The organism is Neobacillus drentensis, from assembly GCF_036965245.1.
Taxonomy (GTDB): domain Bacteria; phylum Bacillota; class Bacilli; order Bacillales; family Cytobacillaceae; genus Neobacillus; species Neobacillus drentensis_G.
The window spans coordinates 1-4,326 of sequence record NZ_JBALPG010000216.1; the positions used below are offsets into that span (position 1 = coordinate 1).

Annotated in this window: 3 protein-coding genes; all 3 read left to right on the top strand. The window is 40.1% G+C overall.

Annotated features, from left to right (window positions below; translation table 11 throughout):
* The first annotated feature begins 352 nt into the window (after positions 1-352).
* A complete protein-coding gene (locus tag V7150_RS25635; RefSeq protein WP_335523926.1) occupies positions 353-2,272 on the top strand; it encodes a stage V sporulation protein D in 1,920 nt (639 codons plus the stop codon).
* Between the two features lie 192 nt (positions 2,273-2,464).
* Positions 2,465-3,925: a UDP-N-acetylmuramoyl-L-alanyl-D-glutamate--2,6-diaminopimelate ligase gene (locus V7150_RS25640; RefSeq protein ID WP_335523928.1), complete on the top strand. Its 1,461-nt coding sequence runs from the start codon at positions 2,465-2,467 to the stop codon at positions 3,923-3,925.
* Positions 3,926-3,948: 23 nt separating this feature from the next.
* Positions 3,949-4,326 (top strand): hypothetical protein (locus tag V7150_RS25645; RefSeq protein ID WP_335523929.1); only part of this gene is annotated, 378 nt, incomplete at its 3' end.

Sequence of the window (4,326 nt, forward strand, 5' to 3'; positions counted from 1 at the left end):
CGGAAGGCACGAAGACTCCTGCGGGCGTCCGGGGCAGGGGCCACCCCGCAGGAGCGAAGCGACGACGAGGCTCCCCGGTACGCCCGCGGAAAGCGAAGTGCCTGGAGCGCCAATCAACAGACCTGTTTAAAAGTCTATACACCAATAATAATATACCAAATTAATGCGGTGAATTATTGGAGTGAATGAATAAAATAAGAGGCTGCCGAGAGTTATTCGACAGCCTGGATCCCGCTTTTTAAGCGGGATTTTTGCTTTATTAGCCTAGTGACTCCGTTCTATTTAAAAAAGTACAAGCATATAAATGAACGATAATCTAGTGAATGTGTGAAAAAGGAGGATTTTTCATTGTATGCGTGTTTCTAATGTAACTGTCCGTAAACGGCTAATGATTGCACTATTCGTTGGAATTCTAACCTTCTTAATTATTGATGTTCGGCTCGGATACGTCCAATTCATCTTAGGTGATATACTGACCGACCGTGCAAAGGGATTGTGGAGCCGGAATATCCCTTTTGAACCTGAACGTGGACAAATTGTAGACCGTAATGGAATACCATTAGCAACAAATATTAGTGCTCCAACAGTTTATGTGATTCCAAGGCAAATTAAAGATCCGGCAACAACTGCGGAGAAGTTGGCAGCCGTGCTAAATATGCCAAAAGAAAAAGCATATCGAGACATTACGAAAGGTGCATCGTCCGTTCGGATAAAAGAAGGCAGGAAAATTTCTCATGAAAAGGCAAAAGAAATTAGGGCCCTTGATCTTGATGGTGTTTATATTGGTGAAGATTCCAAGAGGCACTATCCAAATCAGAGTTATCTTTCCCATGTTCTTGGTTTTACAGGGGTGGATAACCAAGGTTTAATGGGACTCGAGAAGTATTATGATAAAGAGTTAAGTGGTGAACGTGGGGCTGTCAAATTTTACGCCAATGCAAAAGGTCAAAGGATGAATGGGATGGCTGATGATTATGAACATCCTGTAAACGGCCTTGATTTGAAACTGACCATCGATTCAAAAATACAAACCATTATCGAAAGGGAACTGGATATTGCCGAGGCAAAATATAATCCAGATGGTATTGTTGCGATCGCAATGAATCCCAATAGCGGTGAAATATTAGGGATGTCGAGCAGGCCTACCTTTGATCCGGCAAATTTCCGAAATGTTCCGCAAGAGGTATATAACCGAAACCTTCCAGTATGGTCCACGTATGAACCAGGTTCGACTTTTAAAATAATTACTCTTGCCGCTGCGTTGAATGAAGGAAAAGTTAACTTGGAAAATGACCACTTTCATGATCCGGGTTCAGTTCAAGTGGCAGGCGCAAGGCTAAAATGTTGGAAAAGAGGCGGTCATGGGAGCCAATCATTTTTGGAAGTTGTACAAAACTCCTGTAACCCGGGGTTTGTGGAATTAGGTGAGCGCTTAGGAAAAGAAAAGCTTTTTAAATATATTAAGGATTTTGGATTTGGCCAGAAGACAGGAATTGATTTGCAAGGGGAAGGGACAGGGATATTATTTAATATGAACCGTGTTGGACCTGTTGAGCAAGCAACAACTGCTTTTGGACAGGGGGTATCAGTCACACCAATTCAACAGGTAACGGCGGTGTCTGCTGCCATCAATGGCGGGATTCTTTATAAGCCGTTTATCGCCAAAGAGTTAATTGACCCGGTTACTAACGAAATTGTGATGCGAAATTCTCCTGAAGAAAAAAGACGAGTTATTACTGAGGAAACATCGAAGGAAATTCGCCATGCACTTGAGAGTGTTGTTGCCCAAGGAACCGGAGGCAAGGCGTTTATTGAAGGGTATCGTGTAGGAGGTAAAACTGGAACAGCACAAAAAGCGCAAAACGGAAGATATTTGGAAAATAATTTTATTGTTTCCTTTATTGGTTTCGCCCCTGCCGATGATCCGCAGATAGTTGTTTATGTTGCTGTAGATAATCCGAAAGGTGTTCGAGCATTTGGGGGGACGATTAGTGCACCAATTGTTGGTAATATCATGAAGGACGGCTTAAGTGCAATGGGGGTAGAGCCTCGAAAAGATCAAATTGAAAAGGAGATAAAATACCCTGATACTCCATTACTAAAACTCCCTGATTTTGTTGGACTAACAAAAAGTGAACTTATGGAACAGCTTATTAATTTAAGAGTCGATAGTAGTGGAGAAGGCGATGTTGTTGTAAGACAATCTCCTAAACCTGGTACTAAGGTAAAGGAAGGCTCAAAAATAAGACTTTACTTTGGAAAAGGAGATTAACATGAAGTAGACAAAAAGAACCGAAAGGGCGGCCGGAATGTTTTCCGCCGCCTAAAATTTTATTTAACCTATATAACTAAATAGCAAAATAAAATAATTTAATGTAAAATAAGATGGAACTTTCGTAAGGAGTTATTTTTAGGTAAATACTGGTGAATGGATATGTAAGGTAATGAGAGGATTTGAGAGAAAATGAAGCTACAAAAGCTGCTTGAGTATTTGCATCCGATCCATCCTTTTATGGGAGAAGATCCGGAAATTACATCAATTGAAAACGATAACCGGAAGGTGAAAAAAGGGAGCTTATTTATTTGTATTAAAGGTTACACAGTCGACGGTCATGATTTTGCAGCATCCGCTGTTACCAATGGCGCTGTGGCAATACTTGCTGAGCGTCCGTTAGACCTTGATGTACCTGTTATCGTTGTTACCGATACAACAAGAGCAATGGCAGTACTCGCTAATGTTTTTTACGGGCAGCCCACAAAACAGCTGCATTTAATCGGCATCACGGGAACGAATGGAAAAACAACAACCAGTCATTTGATTGAAAAAATATTTGCTGATGCAGGGAAAAAAACAGGTTTGATTGGCACTATGTACACAAAAATTGCTGATGAGACATTTGAAACGAAAAACACAACTCCAGAAAGCCTGACACTTCAAAAAACATTTAAACAAATGGTTGATGCCGGTGTCGGTTTAGCCGTAATGGAGGTTTCTTCGCATGCCCTTGATTTAGGAAGGGTTCATGGATGTGAATATAATGTGGCTGTTTTCACAAACCTGACGCAGGACCATCTGGATTACCATAAAACAATGGAGGAATATAAACGTTCCAAGAGCTTGTTGTTTGCCCAGCTAGGCAATACCTATGACTATAATAACCCAAAATTTGCAGTCTTAAATGCAGATGACCCAGCCTCAGAAATGTACAGGAGGTCAACGGCTGCACATGTGATTACATATGGAATTGATCAAAAGGCGGATCTTCAGGCAAAAAATATTCAAATGACTCCGAGAGGCACTAATTTTGATCTCATTATTGATAATGACATCTATCCAATTCAAATGCAGTTAATTGGTAAATTTAGTGTTTATAATGTCTTAGCAAGTATCTCTGCTGCAATAGTATCAGGTATTGGGATTAAGGATGTCATTCATTCTATCGAAGATGTTGAGGGGGTTGCAGGAAGGTTCGAACTTGTTAATGCAGATCAGGATTTTACAGTGATTGTTGATTACGCACACACACCAGATAGTTTGGAAAATGTATTAAAGACGATTCAACATTTTGCGAAGAAAAGGGTTTTCGTTATTGTCGGCTGCGGTGGAGATCGTGACCGAACGAAACGGCCATTGATGGCGAAAATTGCTTGCAGGATGGCAACAGACCCGATTTTTACTTCAGATAATCCAAGAAGTGAAGATCCATTAGCAATATTGAAGGAAATGGAAGCAGGTGTACAAGGTGAAACATATCAAGTCATACCTGATCGTAAAGAAGCTATTTATACGGCTGTCAATCAGGCAGCAGCTGGTGATGTCATTTTAATCGCTGGTAAAGGACATGAAACCTATCAGACTATAGGTAACGTTGTTCATGACTTTGATGACCGGCTTGTTGCTAGGGAAGCAATTGAGGGGAGATAGCAATGCTTTTAGCTCTGAAAGACTTGGCAAGTTTGTTTACTGATAACCAAGGAATCCAGGATGACATGATGTTTTATACTGTTACGGATCAAGCAAATACTGTTCAGCCTAAAGGTTTATTTATTCCAATAAATGAAGAGTCAGGGGAACTTTTAGATGCTATTGCAAATGGAGCTATCGCTACCATCTGGGAGTATGAAAAGAAACTCCCACGATATACACCAACCTATTTCCCTGTTTTTTTCACAAATGATAAGGCAGTGGCAATAAAAAATATTTTAAAACTATATAGTGAAAAATTAGATGGAGAAACGAATAAACACATGGAGATAACTAACTTTAAATTTTCAAATAAAAAACTTCTTAATAAAAATAATCAAACATATGATATAGCCGTGATA